Here is a 15,245-nt window from a genome sequence, read left to right as displayed (position 1 = left end):
ACATGAAAAAAGTTCTCATGGTGGTTACCGGAGCGCAGTACTGGACGCTCAAAGACGGCACCCGCCATCCCACCGGATTCTGGGCGGAGGAGTTCTTAGTTCCCTACGAAACCTTCCTGAGCGCGGGGTACGACATCACCATCGCCACCCCCGACGCACAGATTCCCGTAGTCGATCAACTCAGCCTCGGCCTGCGCGGGGGAGTAACCCCAGGCACCGCGCAACGATTCCGAGCCCGCCTCCGCGATCTTGCGCCCATCTTGAACAATCCCGCTGACCTCGCCCAGATCGACCAAGGGCAATACGACCTGGTCTTTTACCCCGGTGGCCACGGGCCGATGGAGGACCTCGCCTTTAACACCACCTCGGCGGCGATTCTCAACGCGCGCCTCGCCTCCGGCAGGCCATTGGCATTGCTGTGCCACGCACCCGCCGCATTGCTCGCCACGGCTATCGACGCCCCCAGCAGCTCCTTCGCAGGCAGGAAGGTCACCGGGCTCTCCAATGTGGAGGAAAGGATCAACCCCTTTGGCTGGAAAGCCTCGTGGTTATTGGAGGACAAGCTCAAAGAGATGGGTATGCAGTACAGCAAGGGGTTCCCGCTGCGCCCGCACGTGGTAGTAGACGGCAATCTCTATACCGGCCAGAATCCGCAATCCTCCAAGAAACTCGCGGAGACCCTTGTTCACGATCTTCAGCGCCTGTAATGCCTACCTATAATGGTCCTCCGCACCACGACGCAATCATTATCGGCGCCGGGCAAGCCGGGTTAGCCACCGCATATTACCTGAGGAAAGAGGGGATTGATTACCTCATACTCGATGACCAACCGAGCCCCGGCGGAGCCTGGCAACATTCCTGGCCCTCATTGCGGCTATTTTCCACCGCCGGTTTTTCCAACCTTCCCGGAATACCCATGCCCAGTTACCAGGGGTTTCCGCCCGCCTCCCACGTGGTAGATTACTTCGCCGCTTATGAGCGCCGTTATCAAATACCCGTTAAGCGCCCCGTGCACGTTCACTCAGTGCAGCACGATGGGAGAGTATTCCGGGTTCAGTCCGAGGGCCAGGACGGAGAAAACGCCTGGACGTCCACCGCCCTCATTGCCGCCACCGGCACCCGGTCAGCGCCCTTTATTCCCACCTATCCCGGCACTTTTCACGGCAAGCAGTGGCACGCAGCCAATTACCCAGGGCCACAGCCTTTTCGTAACAGTCATGTTGCCGTGGTGGGCGGGGCTAATTCCGGCGCCCAAATTGCCGCTGAACTCATAGAAAATCCCGAAGTCACAGCGGTAACCTGGTACACCAAACACCCACCTCGATGGATGCCGGACGAGGTGGATGGAAGGGCCTTATTCCACCGCAACAGGCAGCGCTTCATGGCGCTGGCCCAAGGGAAAGCCGACCCCGGAGCGGACTCGGCTTTAGGCGACATCGTCGTACTAGAGCCCATTCGCAGGGCGCGGGATAGCGGAGAGATGAAAGCCACGCCCATGTTCACCAGTCTCGATGAAGTGCGGGCCGATCATCTGATTTGGTGCACCGGGTTCCGCCCGGCGCTGGGGCCTGTGCGTCACCTCATTAAAAACGGGAAACCCCAGGTGCCGGGGCTTATTCCGGTTGGTTATGGGGACTGGACGGGGCCGGGTTCAGCGACCATCATGGGAGTAAGTCCTTATGCCCGTGAGGCCGCTCGGCAGGTTAGCGATATTGTCCGATAATGTACATTATGTCATTTTGGAGGCTTCTCGACACCCTAGCCTCCTGAGATTTATCCAATTTATCCATGCCGCCCAATTTATCCACTTTATCCAACCGCGTAGACTGTCCTCATGGACAACCCCTTCCGTCCCGGCTTCGGTGAGTCGCCTACCGTATGGGCGGGCCGCACACCCATATTGGAAAACTTCTCACAGGCCCTGGGATCACCCGGTTCCACCGGACGCTCTTTACTTATCAACGGCTCGCGCGGCATCGGAAAAACGGCCCTCCTCAACGAACTTGAGGAGGTTGCCCTTACGCATGGCTGGATCACCCTCCGCGCTCCAAGCCATTCCGGCATGATCGACAAACTCGTTGGGCACGCGCTGCCCGCGGCGCTGTCACAACACAAAGATCATTCTTCACCCATAGTCGCGGATTCGTCCATCACCACCCCGGAACCCACGCACCCCATAAATACGCCACAGGTGACTAAAACACTCACCTCTCTGTTGCGAGAACTAGCCGGTGCAGTAACCGGAGTTCTCATTACCGTCGATGAGATACAGGCCGCGAACACCCAGGACCTCAACCGCCTCGCCACCTCCATCCAAGACGCTATCCGCGATGACCTCCCTGTCGCCTTCATCGGTGCGGGTCTCACCGCCGGCGTCGCCGCGCTCCTCGAACACCCCGGCACCACCTTTCTGCGCCGCAGTTTGCGCTATCAACTCGCCCCGCTTACCAATGCGGATTCCGCCCGCCTGGTCCGCGAAACAGTGGCGGCCTCCTCTAAGTCCATCACTCCCGAAGCCACCAACCTGCTCACCGAACGCGCCTATGGCTATCCCTATCTGATCCAACTCATCGGTTCTTTCGCCTGGGAGCTATCCGATACCACCATCGGGATAGATGAGGTTACCGAGGCCACTGCACAGGCCATTCCCATCATGGGCAATCAGGTTCACCTGCCGGAGGTATCCGCCTTATCGCACCGTCAGGTGGAGTTTTTGCAGGCGATGGCGCGCGTTGCCGAGGTTGATACCGCCAGCATGAAAAGCATCTCGGAAGAACTCGGCAAACCCGTCACCTCTCTATCCACGCTGCGGCACGCCCTGCTGGGCGCCGATCTCGTGCGGGCGCCAGCCTGGGGCATGCTTCAATTTCGTCTGCCATATTTCCGTGAGTTTCTGCTTGGCCCCGGCGGTCCGCTAGAGGTTGCTTAAATGGCTCGCATCGTCCCCTGGTTAGATCGCCACCAAATCCCCCTCTATCTCCTGGCCCTGGGCGTCGGCGCAGCTGTCGGTCTCATCGTCCCGGTTTCGGAGGCGTGGATTGATCCCCTCCTCATGGCGCTCATCTACGCCACCTTCCTGGGGCTTCCGCTAGCTTCCCCGAGCTCCACCCTGGGTTCCTCTCTGCGTGATACCCGCTTCCTCGCTGCGCTCCTGGTGCTCAACTTCGTGCTAGTTCCCGCCGTGGTCTACCTCCTCACCCGCCCCATCGCTCAGAATCACACGCTTCTCATCGGCGTACTCCTGGTGTTGCTCGCCCCCTGCGTGGATTATGTCATCGTCTTTTCCGGCCTCGCGGGTGGAGCCAAGGAAAAGCTCTTGGCCGCCACTCCCCTGCTCATGGGCCTGCAAATGCTTCTCTTACCGGTGTATCTGCGCTTCTTTGCCCCGGCGGCAAGCGAGGTCTTTCAGCTCAGCCCCTTCATTCGGGCCTTCCTTCTTCTCATCGCTCTGCCCTTCGCGGCCGCAGCCCTCACCCAGCGGCTTCCCATCGCTCAACGGGCTCAGCACACCGCCGAGTCCAGCATGGTGCCACTGATGATGCTCACCCTGGCCGTGGTGGTGGCCTCGCAGATTCCGGCGGTGCGCCACGATCTTCCCCTGGCGGCAATACCCATCTACGTGGCCTTTCTGCTCATCATGGCCCCCATCGGTGCCCTCACCGCCAAAGTTTTCCACCAGGACGTTCCCGCCACCCGCGCCCTCGTCTTTTCCGGGGCCACCCGCAATTCCCTGGTGGTGCTCCCCCTGGCGCTCACCGTTCCGGGAGCGGCCGCCGTGGTGGTCACCCAAACCCTGGTGGAGTTGCTGGGCATGGTGGTCTACGTGCGCCTTCTCCCCCGCTTTATCCGTTAAAAGCCGATAAACAAACCTAACCCACCGCCGTCTCAATCTTCACGGTGCCCTCTAGCAAGCGGTGCACCGGGCACTTATCGGCAATGCGCAGCAGCCCGGCGCGCTGTTCCTCATTGAGCGCCGGGTCAAAGTGAATCACGCGCCGGAAAGTGGTCAGCAGCCCTTCCTCCCAGCGGCGTTGTTCGAGGTTCACCTCTACCCTGGTGTCTCCTTGGTCGAATCCCTTGCGTCGGGCGTACATACCCATCGTCATGGAGGTACAGGCCACGAGCGAGGCCTTCAGCAGGTCGAAGGGGTTGGGGCCGAGGTCAGCGGCTCCGGCGACGCTCACGGGCTCGTCGGCAAGTATGACGTGGCGCCCGGAGCGTATCTCCGTGGTGAAGTCGGAGCCCTCCGCGGGCTTGGCCACGGCATCGACGCTCACGTGCTCCGGGATATAGCGCCCAGCCCAGGCGGCGATGACCTCGGCGGCATAGGCCGCATGGGTGGGGTCGCTAAGCAGGTGGTCGGCCCCGTCGAGGCTGATGAAGCTCTTGGGCTGGTGGGCGTGGCGGTAGATGGATTGGGCGTTGCCGATATTTACTACCACATCCTCCGGGGAGTGCATGACGAGCAGGGGCACGCGCAGCCCTTGGATGCGGGTGCGTTGCTTATCCGTGCGGGTATCGTCCAGGAACTCCCCGCTCAGCGGCACCTCCCTATCCCCCAGCCGCAGGCTGCTTTCCACCACCTCAAAGGGCGCGGCGATGCTGGCCACGGCGCTCAAGCCCTCGACGTCGTTGGCGGCGGCCAGGGCCGCGGCCCCGCCCAGGGAGTGCCCGATGAGCAGGTTGGGGCTCCCCACGTTGCGGGACATCCAGGCGGCGGCCTCCCGGAGGTTGGGGGCGTTCTCCTCGGAGTATTCCACGCGCAGCACCGTGTAGCCCACCTCGGTGAGGCGTCGGGAAATGCGCACGGCGGCCGGGTTGTTGAAGCAGTGGGCGAAGAGCACGTAACCGCGCACGGCCCCCTCGGGGCGGTCAATCACGAAGTTGGCGCTATCAATGCTAATCAATTGGTCTATCCCTTCACGGCGTGGCTGAGCGCGCGGGCGGCGGCTATGCACCAGTGAATCACGAGGAGATAGAGCAGGGCCAGGCTCGCCCCGTGCAGGCCGAGCGCATAGGCCCCGGCCCCGCAGGTGGCCACGGGGAAGGTGGAGGCCCACCAGGTTGGGTTATAGGGTGCCCACTGCGGAAGGCTGCTCCAATGCCGCCACGCGGCCCAGAGCGCCAGGGGAATACCCAGCCCCAGCACGATCCAGCCATAGGCGCGTGGCCCGCCGAGGGTGAGCACCGCAACGACGGATTGCCCCACGATACCCAGGGGAATCCAGCAGGTGGCCGCCAGGGGCGCGGGTGGCCCCAGGGGCAGCATGCGGCGATACACCAGGATAAAGGCGGGAATCGCGCCGCCTATGGCCAGCAGGCACAGCGCCCAACCGATGAGCTTCACGACGTCGCCAGCTCCCGACGCCGCCCACTGCGCCATGCCCACGGCGGGCACCACGGGGGACATCACGGGAAAGAGCGAGAGGAAGTTGAGTTCTCCGCGCAGCGCTGGCCAGTAGGCAAGGTTGGCCCCCACGCAGATGATCGCGCCCAGGCCTGCCAAGATCGCGTGCAGCCACCACTGGTGAGTCAGCGGGGTCTGTGCCATGCCCACGGCGGTGATCGCCATGCCAAGGATTGCCCAGGCAGGCAGGGAGGCTCGCTCTATCGGCGGAATACGGTGGCGCGCCCAGCCCGCGAGGATACTCAGCACCAATCCGGCGGCGAGCAACGTGAGAAGGGCAGAAATAACGGTCCAGCCATGAAGGCCGCCGAGTATGGCAAACCCTGCGGTGCCGAGCGCGGCACCGGACCAAGCCGGCCCCCAGGGTGGGAGGTTTCCTTTTTTCATAGCACTCCATCAAACGCGAGAATCGCGGAAAGGGGAAACAATTTTTTCATCTCATTTTACGGGATTTGCCGCCCATCGCACGGAATTGTACCTTTATCTCAACGATTCACCGATAGTTAAGGCAGTTCATGACCACAGCACCAACCCTCACCGCCCGCGAGCGCACCCGCGTTATTACCGCCTCCACCGTGGGTACCACCATTGAGTTCTATGACTTCTACGTCTACGCCACCGCCACCGTGGCGGTCTTTCCCCATCTCTTCTTCCCCAAGTCAGAAAATCCCACCGTAGGCCTGTTGGCTTCCTTTGCCACCTTCGGCCTGGCCTTCTTGGCTCGTCCGCTGGTTTCCATCATCTTTGGGCACTTTGGGGACGTGATCGGGCGCAAGGCCACCCTGGTCTTTGCTCTGCTCACTATGGGCATCGCCACCTTCCTCATCGGCGTGCTCCCCACCTATCAGCAAGTGGGCATCATCGCCCCGGCCCTGCTGGCGCTCATGCGCTTCTGCCAGGGCCTCGGCCTGGGCGGCGAATGGTCGGGAGCGGCCCTCCTAGCCACGGAAACCGCCGAGGAGGGAAAGCGCGCCTGGGCCGCCATGTGGCCACAGCTGGGTGCCCCCTTTGGTTTCTTGCTCGCCAATGGTCTCTTCCTCATCCTGGTCTCGGCCTTCGATTACACCAATGGTGACCTCGATAATGCCTTCATGGTGTGGGGTTGGCGTATCCCGTTCCTGGCCTCGGCGGTGATGGTGGCCGTGGGCCTCTACGTTCGCCTGCGCCTGGAAGAAACCCCGGTGTTCCAACAGGTCATCGACCAAGATAAGCGCGTCTCCTCCCCGCTCCTTGAGGTATTCCGCACCGCCGGGGGCCCGCTCGTCATCGGCACCTTCGTGATGGTGGGCTGCTATACCCTGTTCTACCTGGTCACCACGTGGATTCTCTCTTACGGCATTGATGCAGCCGGCCTGAACTTTGCCTATACAGACTTCCTCAAGCTCCAGCTCATTTCCATCTTCGGCTTCATCGCGGGCGTGCCCCTTTCCGGATGGCTGGCCGATAAGGTAGGCCGCAAGCCCACCCTGCTGTGGGTCACGGTGGCCATCATCGTCTTTAGTGCCACCTTCTCCCTCTTCCTCGGCAGTGGCAGCGCCAACACCACCAGCGTGCTGCTCTTCCTAAGCATCGGCATGTTGCTCATGGGGCTCATCTTCGGCCCCATGTCTGCGGTTCTCCCCGAGCTCTTCCCCACCAACGTCCGCTATACCGGCTCCGGCATCGCCTATAACGTGGCTTCTATCCTGGGCGCGGCCATCGCCCCCTTCATCGCCACCGCCTTGAACGCCAAGTTCGGTGTGAGCGCCGTGGGCCTCTATCTGGGAGTGGTCTCCGTGATCTCTCTCATCGCCATCATCGTCATGCACGAGACCCGTGAACAGGACCTCAGCGCAATCTAGCGCCCGCGGCGTCGGCGGTGCGTGAGGCTAAACTGCACCGCCTCGATCATGCCGGTATCCAGCAGGGCGCGGCGCAGGGCAAACTGATAGCGCCACAGGCGGCGGAACACGCGATCAAAGCCCGCCGCGGCGGCCTCTCGGGAGTGCGCCTCAAAGCATTCCGCATGGAGCTTGAGGGCCAGGGAGTAGTGCTCGGCAAAATGCCTCTCGGCCACCACCCGCAGCCGGCTTTCCTGATCTGCCAGCCGATGTACCTGTTCCACGCTGGGGTATTCCAGCCCCGGCCAGATATAGGCCCGCAGCACATCCACGCTGCGCTGCGCCGCCGCACCAAACTCCGCAGTGGCCACCAGGGCCTGTATCGCGCAATAGCCCCCTGGGTGCAGGGATTGATCCAGGCTGGCCATGAAGTCCGCTCGCTGGGCGGGGCTGAGCTGTTCTAGGTATTCCACGCTCACCACGGCCTCCGCCTGGGGACGAACCCCACCGGGTGCCACCGGCTGCGGCATCGTCACGGTGCGCGCGTCGGTCACCCCGGCGAGGGTAAGGCGTTCCTCGGTGGCACTGGCGCAGGTAGCGTCGGCGGTCACGGCGCTGGGGCGTGCCCCGCGATCCACGGCGGCCAGCGCCACCGCTCCCCCCGTGGCCGGGTATTCCAGAACGTCGGTGCCGCGCCGGACCTCCGCGGCGTCGAGAAGCGCCTGCACCGCCGTGGCCTGGGCGGCCTCTAAATCCGCGCGCTCGATTGCCACGGGCGGGGCCACGCGGGTGATGTCCACAAAATGTGTGCCCGGCTCGTTGCCGTGCCCGGCACCGCGGACAAAGCTCGGCACGGATTCCCGCACCGTGGTGGGCACCCCGGATTCAAAGAGCCCTCCCATGAAACTCATGTCATCGGCGGAGGAGAACTCCACCAAATCGGCGGGCAGCGCGCCACCGTCATAAGGGCGCGGACGTACCTCGCCGCGCGCGGGCTTGTACCCGGCGCGCAACAAGGCCATGAGCACCGCGTGCAGATCGCTGGCCCACCATTCCCCCGCCATATATGATTCCGCCAGCCCCAGCCAGCCGGAGGCCGCGAGGCGATAAAAAAGTTCCTCGTGTTCCACTACGAGGTCCGGGCGTTCGGATTCCAAATCCAACCCCGCCTCCTGGCATGCCTGAGCAAACTCCGCCTCGGCGCGGCGCGCGCGCCTGCGCATCCGCCAATCCCTCGGCACGGCGGCAAGCCCCGGCCAGGCCTCCATGTCAATGGCCGCGAGGTGCTGGTGTGTCATGTGTGCCTCTGTGCCTTCATATCCGTTCACCGCTTCACAACGATACCCAGCGCAGGGCTCAGCGCGCTAAAACAAAAATCCCTCCCACCTTCATTGTGTGTTTTAGCCCGAATGGGTGGGTTCCTGTGGCCCGTGCACTGCCAAAGGTGAGAGAGGCGACTAACATCATCTGCACTAGCACTGCACCTCAATCGAAAAACAGGAGCGTACACGCCCATGTCATCCGAGAAGAAGGCCTACCGCCCCGCAGGTGGGCGCCACCACGTCGTCGTGATCGGCTCCGGCTTCGGCGGCCTTTTTGCCACCAAGGACCTCAAGGACGCCGACGTTGACGTCACCCTCATTGACCGCGGTAACCACCACCTCTTCCAGCCCCTGCTCTACCAGGTAGCCACGGGTATTCTTTCCTCTGGGGAGATCGCCCCGTCTACCCGCCAAATCCTCGCGGGGCAGGAGAACGCCTCCGTGGTCAAGGGCGAGGTCACCGACATTGATATTGAGTCCAAGACCGTGACCACTCACCTGGGCAACTACGAGCGCAGCTACGAGTACGATTCCCTCATTATCGCCGCCGGTGCTGGGCAGTCCTACTTTGGCAACGATCACTTTGCCCAGTACGCCCCCGGCATGAAGACGCTGGACGACGCCCTGGAGATCCGCGCCCGCATCATCGGCGCCTTCGAGCGCGCCGAGCTGACCACCGATCCCGCCGAGCGCGAGCGCCTCCTGACCTTCGTCATCGTGGGCGCGGGCCCCACCGGCGTGGAGCTGGCCGGTCAGCTCGCGGAGATGGCGCACCGCACGCTTTCCGGCGAGTACCGCAACTTCTCCACCGATTCCGCCAAGATTTTGCTTCTCGACGGCGCGCCCCAGGTCCTCCCGCCCTTCGGTAAGCGCCTGGGCCGCAAGGCTCAGCGTCAGCTTGAAAAGCTCGGCGTGGAGGTCAAGCTCGGCGCAATGGTCACCAACGTGGATGAGACCTCCGTGACCTACAAGGCCGGCGAGGAAGAGCACACCATCGAGAGCTACACCAAGATCTGGTCCGCCGGTGTGGCCGCCTCCCCGCTGGGCAAGCTCGTGGCAGATCAGGCCGGCGTGGAGGTGGATCGCGCCGGGCGCGTGCAGGTCAATCCCGATCTCACCGTGGGCGAGCACAAGAACGTCTTTGTCATCGGTGACATGATGGGCCTCAACCGCCTGCCAGGCGTGGCCCAGACCGCCATTCAAACCGGCCAGTACGTAGCCGAGCAGATCGCCGCCGAGACCGAGGGCACCCAGCAGCCGGAGCAGCGCGAGCCTTTCGAGTACTTTGACAAGGGCTCGATGGCTACCATCTCCCGCTTCTCCGCCGTGGTGAAGATGGGCAAGGTAGAGGTCACCGGCTTCATCGGCTGGTTGCTGTGGCTGGCCGTGCACGTGATGTACCTGGTAGGCTTCCGCAACCGCCTCGTGGCCGCCTTCGCCTGGGGTCTCAATGCCCTCTCGCGCAAGCGCTGGAACCTGGCCACCACCCGCCAGCAGCTGCACGGCCGCAACGGCCTGAACAAGCTCAATGGTCTGATTGGCCCGGATGCCGATTTCCCCATCGAGGTACGCGATACCCGCCGCTTCGGGGAAAAGTAAGCCCCTCCTCCCTTCTGCTAGCCTGTGGAGCAGGCAAACGGGGTGCGCTGAGCGCTGAGAACACACCCGTGGAACCTGCTCTAGTTCGTGCTAGCGAAGGGATTTTGTCATATGGCACTGCCGCGCGTGCTCACCATCGCCGGAACCGACCCCACCGGGGGTGCCGGTATCCAGGCGGACATCAAGGCCATCTCGGAGGCCGGGGGATTCCCCCTTTCCGTGACCACCGCCCTGGTAGCCCAAAATACCCACGGGGTGCGCTCCATCCACACCCCGCCCCAGGAGTTCCTGGTGGCCCAGCTCGATGCCGTCTTTGAGGACGTCACCGTCGATGCCGTGAAGATCGGCATGCTCGGCACCGCCGACACCATCGCCACGGTGGCGAACTATCTGGCCCAGCACCCCATCCCCATCGTGCTCGATCCGGTGATGGTATCCACCAGCGGGCACCGCCTGCTCGACGCCGAGGCCGAGGCCGCCCTGCGCGAGTTCTGCGCCCAGGCCACCGTGGTCACCCCCAACCTCAAAGAACTGGCCGTGCTGGCCGAGGCCCCCGAGGCCACCACCCTGGACGAGGCAATCGACCAGGCCGCGGCCCTAGCACGGCGCTGGGATACCACCTTCATCGTCAAGGGCGGCCATCTAGGTGGCACCCACGCCGATAACGCCTTAGTCACCCCGGAGGGCTCGGTCTCCCGCGTCCCCTGTCCGCGTATCGACACCCCGCACACCCACGGCACCGGCTGTTCCCTCTCTTCCAGCCTCGCCACCCGCCTGCTTATCGACGCCACCCCGGCCCAGGCTCTCGCATGGTCTACCCGCTGGCTGGCCGAGGCGATCCGCCACGGCGCGGACCTTCACGTCGGCAGCGGCAACGGCCCCGTGGATCACAGCCACCGTAGCCGACGCCTAGCCGAGGCCGCCTCCGCGCAGCCCTGGCCGCTGCCCACGGAACTCTCCCCGATCCCTGAGTCCGATGATTCCTGGGCCGCCGGACCCTGGACGCGCGCGCTGTGGAGCCTGGCTCAACGCCCCTTGGAGGAAACCCACCGCCTTTCCTTTATCGAAGAATTGGCCCAGGGCACCCTGCCGCGCGAGGACTTCCTCTTCTATCTGGCCCAGGATTCCCATTACCTGCTTTCTTATTCCCGCACCCTGGCCAGGGTGGCCTCCCGCTGCGATCACCCGGAGCACTCTATCGCCTGGGCGCGCAGCGCGGCGGCCTGCTTGGAAGAAGAAGCCCAGCTCCATCGCTCGGAACTCGGTACCCTCACCGAGGAGGTCTCCCCCGTCACCCTGGCCTATACCTCCTTCCTCGCGGCCGCCGCCGATTCCCACTACGCCGAAGCCGCCGCCGCGGTGCTGCCCTGTTACTGGATTTACGCGCACGTGGGTATGCATCTGCGCGCGGCTACCCACTCGGATCACCCCTATGCCCCGTGGTTACACACCTATGGGGATGCCGCCTTTGTGGAGGAGACGCATAGGGCCATTGAGCGGGTGGAACACGCCCTGGCCGAGGCCTCCCCGGCCCAGCGAGTGAGTGCCGCGCGGGCTTTCGTGGCCGCGTGCTACTTCGAACGAGATTTCTTCCGGCAGGCATCCTGCCGCTGATTGTGCGTGCGCTCACCAGAGGCTCTACAGTGTCATAGGAATTACCCCTCAATAGCAAGGACGCTTACCTATGGCCACAACCACGCAGCGCCCACCGCGCGGTCTCGATGCGAGCTGGACCATCTCCCTTTTTGGTACCGCTGTGGGCGCCGGTATTCTCTTCCTCCCCATCAACGCCGGAAGTTCGGGGGTGTGGCCGCTGCTCATCGCCACCCTCCTCATCGGCCCCATGACGTACTTTTCCCATCGGGCCTTGGCCCGCATGGTGTGCGTCTCCCCGCGCAAGGGGGAGGACATCACCGTGGTGGCCCGCGATTACTTCGGGGAGAAGATCGGCTGGGTTATCACCCTGCTGTACTTTGCGGCCATCTATCCCATCGTGCTCATCTACGGGGTGAGCATCACCAATACCGTCAATAGCCTCATCGTCAATCAATTCCACGGCCCGGAGATTCCCCGCCCGCTCCTCTCCGGCCTTCTAGTGGGCGGCATGACGCTCATCTTGGTCTTTGGCCAAAAGATCATGCTGGCCGTCACGCAGTTCCTGGTGTACCCGCTCATCTTCCTGCTGGGTGCTATCTCCTTGTACCTCATTCCCTCCTGGGATCTCGATGGCTTCTTTGGTGCTCCCAGCGAGAGCGTGTGGGCGACCATCGGCGCCGTCTGGCTGGTCATTCCGGTCTTGGTCTTTGCCTTCAACCACTCCCCAGCCATCTCCCAGTTCTCCCTGGCCATGCAGCGCAATCACGGGGAGAAAGCCACCCGGCACGCCTCGGTGGTGCTGGCCTATACCGCCATCTTGCTCACGGTATTCACCATGTTCTTCGTGTGGTCTTGTTCGCTGGCCCTGGGCACCGAGGGGCTAGAGGCCGCCCGCGAGGCCAATCTTCCGGTGTTGTCCTATATGGCCAATGCCTTTGATAATCCCGTGTTGTCCTACCTCGCCCCGATTATCGCCATCGCGGCCATCGTCTCTTCTTACTTCGGCCACGTGCTCGGCGCGGCGGAGGGCGCGGAGAGTATCGTGCGCGGCGTCGTCAAGCGCGATCTTCCGCAGCGCCCGCTGGAGCTCGGCGTTTATGCCTTCATCTTTCTCACCACCTGGTTGGCGGCCATCGTCAATCCCAGCGTGCTCGACCTCATCGAGACTCTTTCCGGCCCCGTGATCGCCGCCTTGCTCTATCTCATGCCCATGTATGCGATTTCCAAGGTTCCGGCGCTGGCGCCCTATCGCCACCAGGCCTCGAATGTCTTTGTGGTGATCTCCGGCGTGGTGGCCATCAGCGCGATCGTGTTCAAGATTGTGGCTTAGCCAGCACCGCCACGAGGAAGTCCGCTTCCTCGTGAAAAGGGCGTAGATCCCAGGTGGAGTATCGGTTCTCCACCACCAGGCCGGTTTGCTCGCAGGTCTCCGTAAAGTCCCCGAACTCCCAGCCGCGCCCGGCACCAAAGCCCACCACAAAGCGGCCTCCGGGTGCCACGGCCCCCGCGATATTGTGCAGCGCCTCCCCGCGCCGCGGCTCCTCGATGAAGGTCACCACGTTACCGGCGCACACCACCACGTCGTACTTGTTCCTGGGGAGTTCGTCTCTCCCCAGATCCGCTACCTGCCAGGTCGCCTCGGGGTAATCCTTGCGCGCGTGCTCGATAAGCACGGGGTCAAGATCGGTTCCTTCTACCTCGTGCCCGCGCCGAGCCAGCCAGCCTCCGATACGCCCGGTGCCACAGCCCGCATCCAGGATGCGAGCGTTGCGGGGCGCGAGGGCGTCGATAAGCCGGGCCTCGCCAAAGATGTCCTTTCCGCTCGCGGCGATGCGCTGCCAGCGCGCGGCATAGTCGTGGGAGTGTTGGGGATTGGCGGCCAGGAGTTCTTTCCAGGTTGGCATGGGCACCAGTGTATCCTTCTAGACTCATGGATCTGTGCCGCATTTTTCACAACGGTGTTCCCTCTACCGGCCCGGAAAAAGGGGATTTCTGCTGGTTAGACCTTCAGCACCCCACTGAAGAACGCATGGCTGAGGTGGCCGAGCGCCTTGATCTCGATGAATTGATCGTGGAAGATGCCGTTACCGCCCGGCAGCGCCCCAAGGTGGAGCGCTATGATTCCGTGCTCTTTGTGGTCATGCGCACGGTGGCCTATACGGAAGCCCCCAGCGATCCCCGGCAGATTATTCGCACCGGGGAGGTTCACCTGGTGATCGGCACCGATTTCCTGCTCAGCGTGCGCCACGGGGTGCAGGTTCCCGGCCTCATCGAGCGAATGGATCGCCCCTTGGCCTTGGAGGACCACGGCCCCTTTGCCCTGGCCTGGTGCGCCGCGGACACCATCGTGGAGGAATACCTGCGCATTGCCGATGAGCTAGAAGAGGACCTTAACGATCTGGAAGAGGCGGTGTTTAACCCGAGCTCGAACTTTCATATTGATGAGATCTATCAACTCAAGCGCGAGGTTTTGGAAATGCGCCATAGCCTCGACCCCCTTCCTGGGGCATTAAACAATCTACTAAAACAAAATAAAGACCTATTGAGTAAGGAGGTGCGCTCCTATTTCCGCGACGTGGCCGATAACGCAAATATCGCCCGCGACCGGGTGGTGAGCTGCGATGAGCGCCTATCTGCCCTTATCGACGCCGGGGCGGCCAAGATCTCCCTCCAACAGAACCAGGACATGCGTAAACTTTCCGTGCTCGTGGGCATGGTGGCCCTGCCCACCCTCATCGCCGGTATTTATGGCATGAACTTCGAGCGCATGCCGGAATTATCCTGGCCGCTGGGTTATCCGCTGGCGCTGCTCGCCATGCTGGTTTCTGTGCTGCTGGTGTGGTGGATTTGCCGGAAGCGCGGCTGGGTCTAGCCTGGCTAGGTCTAATCCGGCTGAGCCTGGTCTGGCTGTGTACGCAGTGCCCCCAGCCCAGCTGCGTACTCGGCCCAGCTGAGTCGAGTTCGTCTGCCGTTTAGCCCCGCCGTCATTTAATCCACCGGCGAGGCTCGCCGCCTCCCCCGCCCAGCGCTCCTACCCCACCGTCATGGTGCGCAGCGTGCCACGGGCCAGCAATCTGTCCCCCTGGCGCATCTGCACGTCCCACAGCTGAGTGCGTCGCCCGCACTGAATCGCGGTCGCGCGCGCGGTCACAACCCCAGAAGAAACGGAGCGAATAAAGTCCGTGCTGTTATTGACCCCCACCACCGGCCTGCCCTCGGTGGATACCAGCGCCGCCATCGAGCCCACCCCCTCGGTGAGCAGGCAGTAAATCCCCCCGTGCACCAAACCCATCGGTTGTTTATGCCGATCATCCACCTCTAGTTCCGCGCATACTTCCTCCGGCCCCACGGCGGTAAAGCGGATTCCCAGCGCTGCCTCGGCCCCCTGGGAAGCGGCATTGATCTGGTCCAGGGCTGCGGCGTCCAGCGGCTCCTGTGCCGCCTGTTTCATCATCTGCTGAAAGTCCATGCTTCTCATCCAAGCATCTGCGCGGGCTCGCA

At 63.2% G+C, this 15,245-nt stretch carries 14 protein-coding genes and 1 riboswitch; of the genes, 9 read left to right on the top strand and 5 right to left on the bottom strand.

Annotated features, from left to right (window positions below; all coding sequences use genetic code 11):
* The first annotated feature begins 2 nt into the window (after positions 1-2).
* The 4 genes from Clow_RS08935 (at position 3) to Clow_RS08920 (ending at position 3,853) form a co-directional block, all read left to right on the top strand.
* Entirely contained in the window at positions 3-707 is a 705-nt protein-coding gene (locus tag Clow_RS08935) for a type 1 glutamine amidotransferase domain-containing protein (RefSeq protein WP_055178446.1), read from the top strand.
* Positions 707-1,723: an FAD-dependent oxidoreductase gene (locus Clow_RS08930; RefSeq protein ID WP_055178445.1), complete on the top strand. Its 1,017-nt coding sequence runs from the start codon at positions 707-709 to the stop codon at positions 1,721-1,723. Before Clow_RS08935 ends, Clow_RS08930 begins: the two co-directional genes overlap by 1 nt.
* A gap of 111 nt (positions 1,724-1,834) precedes the next feature.
* A complete protein-coding gene (locus tag Clow_RS08925) occupies positions 1,835-2,929 on the top strand; it encodes an ATP-binding protein (RefSeq protein WP_069724605.1) in 1,095 nt (364 codons plus the stop codon).
* Positions 2,930-3,853 carry an arsenic resistance protein gene (locus Clow_RS08920; protein WP_055178443.1) on the top strand — a complete coding sequence of 308 codons (924 nt, stop codon included), beginning with the start codon at positions 2,930-2,932 and terminating at the stop codon, positions 3,851-3,853.
* A gap of 16 nt (positions 3,854-3,869) precedes the next feature.
* Here Clow_RS08920 and Clow_RS08915 read toward each other — a convergent pair whose 3' ends face one another.
* Positions 3,870-4,907 (bottom strand): bifunctional alpha/beta hydrolase/OsmC family protein, encoded by a 1,038-nt coding sequence (locus Clow_RS08915; protein ID WP_055178442.1) that lies wholly within the window; start codon positions 4,905-4,907, stop codon positions 3,870-3,872.
* 5 nt (positions 4,908-4,912) lie between these two features.
* Positions 4,913-5,794: an SLAC1 family transporter gene (locus Clow_RS08910; protein WP_055178441.1), complete on the bottom strand. Its 882-nt coding sequence runs from the start codon at positions 5,792-5,794 to the stop codon at positions 4,913-4,915.
* A gap of 128 nt (positions 5,795-5,922) precedes the next feature.
* Between Clow_RS08910 and Clow_RS08905 the strand changes: the two genes are divergently transcribed.
* Positions 5,923-7,248 carry an MFS transporter gene (locus tag Clow_RS08905; protein ID WP_055178440.1) on the top strand — a complete coding sequence of 442 codons (1,326 nt, stop codon included), beginning with the start codon at positions 5,923-5,925 and terminating at the stop codon, positions 7,246-7,248.
* Here Clow_RS08905 and Clow_RS08900 read toward each other — a convergent pair.
* Positions 7,245-8,525 (bottom strand): class I SAM-dependent methyltransferase, encoded by a 1,281-nt coding sequence (locus Clow_RS08900; RefSeq protein ID WP_055178439.1) that lies wholly within the window; start codon positions 8,523-8,525, stop codon positions 7,245-7,247. The genes Clow_RS08905 and Clow_RS08900 overlap by 4 nt on opposite strands.
* A 216-nt stretch (positions 8,526-8,741) precedes the next feature.
* Between Clow_RS08900 and Clow_RS08895 the strand changes: the two genes are divergently transcribed.
* From Clow_RS08895 to Clow_RS08885, 3 genes are all read left to right on the top strand, one after another.
* Complete coding sequence (locus Clow_RS08895) at positions 8,742-10,148, top strand: NAD(P)/FAD-dependent oxidoreductase (RefSeq protein WP_055178438.1); 1,407 nt, start codon at positions 8,742-8,744, stop codon at positions 10,146-10,148.
* Between the two features lie 28 nt (positions 10,149-10,176).
* Positions 10,177-10,268: riboswitch (TPP riboswitch) on the top strand.
* Complete coding sequence (locus tag Clow_RS08890) at positions 10,260-11,762, top strand: bifunctional hydroxymethylpyrimidine kinase/phosphomethylpyrimidine kinase (RefSeq protein ID WP_055178437.1); 1,503 nt, start codon at positions 10,260-10,262, stop codon at positions 11,760-11,762. (Overlaps the previous riboswitch by 9 nt.)
* A gap of 70 nt (positions 11,763-11,832) precedes the next feature.
* Positions 11,833-13,074: an amino acid permease gene (locus tag Clow_RS08885; protein WP_055178436.1), complete on the top strand. Its 1,242-nt coding sequence runs from the start codon at positions 11,833-11,835 to the stop codon at positions 13,072-13,074.
* Here the strand turns inward: Clow_RS08885 and Clow_RS08880 are convergent.
* A complete protein-coding gene (locus Clow_RS08880; protein WP_055178435.1) occupies positions 13,058-13,648 on the bottom strand; it encodes a class I SAM-dependent methyltransferase in 591 nt (196 codons plus the stop codon). The two genes, Clow_RS08885 and Clow_RS08880, sit on opposite strands and share 17 nt — an antisense overlap.
* A 26-nt stretch (positions 13,649-13,674) precedes the next feature.
* Between Clow_RS08880 and Clow_RS08875 the strand changes: the two genes are divergently transcribed.
* The gene (locus Clow_RS08875) at positions 13,675-14,616 is read left to right on the top strand and encodes a magnesium and cobalt transport protein CorA (RefSeq protein ID WP_082418623.1); all 942 of its coding nucleotides are present in this window, start codon (positions 13,675-13,677) and stop codon (positions 14,614-14,616) included.
* Positions 14,617-14,775: 159 nt separating this feature from the next.
* Here the strand turns inward: Clow_RS08875 and Clow_RS08870 are convergent, their stop codons facing one another.
* Positions 14,776-15,213 (bottom strand): PaaI family thioesterase, encoded by a 438-nt coding sequence (locus Clow_RS08870; protein WP_055178434.1) that lies wholly within the window; start codon positions 15,211-15,213, stop codon positions 14,776-14,778.
* Positions 15,214-15,245 lie beyond the last annotated feature (32 nt).

Origin of the sequence: Corynebacterium lowii, assembly GCF_001412085.1 — a bacterium.
Lineage (GTDB): Bacteria > Actinomycetota > Actinomycetes > Mycobacteriales > Mycobacteriaceae > Corynebacterium > Corynebacterium lowii.
The sequence above is the reverse complement of the archived record's forward strand: the minus strand, read 5'-3'. Positions and strand labels throughout refer to the sequence as shown.

What these genes read in the sequence shown, in the direction of transcription:
- Clow_RS08885 (WP_055178436.1), top strand. Translation starts at nt 11,833, where the DNA reads ATGGCCACAACCACGCAGCGCCCACCGCGCGGTCTCGATGCGAGCTGG.
- Clow_RS08930 (WP_055178445.1), top strand. Translation starts at nt 707, where the DNA reads ATGCCTACCTATAATGGTCCTCCGCACCACGACGCAATCATTATCGGC.
- Clow_RS08935 (WP_055178446.1), top strand. Translation starts at nt 3, where the DNA reads ATGAAAAAAGTTCTCATGGTGGTTACCGGAGCGCAGTACTGGACGCTC.
- Clow_RS08910 (WP_055178441.1), bottom strand. Translation starts at nt 5,794, where the DNA reads ATGAAAAAAGGAAACCTCCCACCCTGGGGGCCGGCTTGGTCCGGTGCC.
- Clow_RS08880 (WP_055178435.1), bottom strand. Translation starts at nt 13,648, where the DNA reads ATGCCAACCTGGAAAGAACTCCTGGCCGCCAATCCCCAACACTCCCAC.
- Clow_RS08920 (WP_055178443.1), top strand. Translation starts at nt 2,930, where the DNA reads ATGGCTCGCATCGTCCCCTGGTTAGATCGCCACCAAATCCCCCTCTAT.
- Clow_RS08870 (WP_055178434.1), bottom strand. Translation starts at nt 15,213, where the DNA reads ATGGACTTTCAGCAGATGATGAAACAGGCGGCACAGGAGCCGCTGGAC.
- Clow_RS08895 (WP_055178438.1), top strand. Translation starts at nt 8,742, where the DNA reads ATGTCATCCGAGAAGAAGGCCTACCGCCCCGCAGGTGGGCGCCACCAC.
- Clow_RS08875 (WP_082418623.1), top strand. Translation starts at nt 13,675, where the DNA reads ATGGATCTGTGCCGCATTTTTCACAACGGTGTTCCCTCTACCGGCCCG.
- Clow_RS08925 (WP_069724605.1), top strand. Translation starts at nt 1,835, where the DNA reads ATGGACAACCCCTTCCGTCCCGGCTTCGGTGAGTCGCCTACCGTATGG.
- Clow_RS08905 (WP_055178440.1), top strand. Translation starts at nt 5,923, where the DNA reads ATGACCACAGCACCAACCCTCACCGCCCGCGAGCGCACCCGCGTTATT.
- Clow_RS08890 (WP_055178437.1), top strand. Translation starts at nt 10,260, where the DNA reads ATGGCACTGCCGCGCGTGCTCACCATCGCCGGAACCGACCCCACCGGG.
- Clow_RS08900 (WP_055178439.1), bottom strand. Translation starts at nt 8,525, where the DNA reads ATGACACACCAGCACCTCGCGGCCATTGACATGGAGGCCTGGCCGGGG.